Below are 1367 nucleotides of genomic sequence, written 5' to 3'. Positions count from 1 at the left end.
CCAGCCTTGGCAGATCGAGCTCTCAGACGAACAAATGAGTCAGCTTCGCAACCGGGTACGACGCACCAAGCGTTCGAAGAAGGAGGCATCATGAAGTCATCGGCTCGCCGAACACGCTCGGCCATTCGCCGAAGGCAAGGTTAGTCGTGACGATCACGGAAGCGCGCTCATAGAGCCGGCTGACGAGATGGAACAGAAGCTGGCCACCAGACTGGGCAAAAGGCAGATAGCCGAGTTCGTCCAGGACGATGAAGTCCATTCGGGTCAGGTGCTCGGCGAGCCGGCCTTGACGTCCGCTACGGGTCTCGGCGTCGAGGCGGTTGACGAGGTCGACGACGTTGTAAAATCGTCCCCGGGCGCCGCCGCGGATGCAGCTTCTCGCGATGGCGATGGCAAGATGGGTCTTGCCGGTTCCGGTACCGTCGACCAGCACGACGTTGCGTTGCTGGGCGATGAAGCCACCGCCGGCGAGATCATTGACGAGCGTCTGGTTGATCGGCGTTCCATCGAACTGGAAGTCGGCGATATCCTTGGCGAGCGGCAGTTTCGCGATGGTGAGCTGGTACTTGATCGACCGGGCCTGCTTCTCGTTGATCTCGGCGTTGAGCAGGTCGCCGACGATGCGCTGAGGTTCATGCTGTCGCTTGATGGCAGTTGCCATGATCTCGTCGAAGGCGGCCTTCATGCCGTAGAGCTTGAGCACGCCCATGAGGTCGAAGAGTTGGGTTCGTTCCATCAGTTGGTCCTCCGGAGGTTGTCGTAACGGGCACAATCGGCGATCGGCGCATGGCGGAGCGTTAGCGCCGCCGGCGTCATGATGTTGGCCGGTGGAGCGGGTTCGCGTTGCCGGGCCAGGATGTTGAGCACGACATCGGCGGAGTGGACGCCGTGGCCGAGCGCTTCGGCGCAAGCGGCTTCCACCGCCGGCAGACCATCGGTCAGCACGGCGTTGAGGATGTCGACCATCTGCCGATTGCCATCGTCGGTGCTTGCGAGCCTGCGCCGGATCCGCTCGATCGCTGCCGGCAGCACCCAGTCCTTGAAGGGAGCGCCATTGCGCAAGGCGCCGGGTTTGCGAGCGAGCACCGGCACATAGTGCCAGGGATTGTAGGTCGTCTCGACGCGTCCGAAGGATCGCGGATGCTCTGCAACGATGCGCCCATCCTGGCGGATCACGATGCGGTCGGCATAGGCCTGGACCTCGACCGGGCGCCCGACCGCGCTGGCTGCGACCGAGTATTTGTTGTTGTCGAAGCGCACTAGTACCCACTTTTCTTGGAACGTGAGTCGTGATTCAAGGTCGGGATGATACCCGAAGCAAGAGAAGTCCACCTTTCGAGGAAAGATCGCAAGGTGCTTGAGGCGTG

General features: G+C 62.0%; 2 pseudogenes. Both read right to left on the bottom strand.

Annotation, left to right across the window (positions count from 1 at the left end):
• Nucleotides 1-109: 109 nt before the first annotated feature.
• A pseudogene (gene istB, locus QJT78_RS51315) lies at nucleotides 110-736 on the bottom strand (IS21-like element helper ATPase IstB); the annotation flags it as partial.
• Nucleotides 633-1263: pseudogene (locus tag QJT78_RS51310) on the bottom strand (IS21 family transposase); the annotation flags it as partial. The pseudogenes istB and QJT78_RS51310, both read right to left, overlap by 104 nt.
• Between the last annotated feature and the right edge of the window lie 104 nt (nucleotides 1264-1367).

Origin of the sequence: Bradyrhizobium sp. Mp27 (assembly GCF_029953005.1) — a bacterium.
GTDB classification, from domain to species: domain Bacteria; phylum Pseudomonadota; class Alphaproteobacteria; order Rhizobiales; family Xanthobacteraceae; genus Bradyrhizobium; species Bradyrhizobium barranii.
The sequence above is the reverse complement of the archived record's forward strand: the minus strand, read 5'-3'. Positions and strand labels throughout refer to the sequence as shown.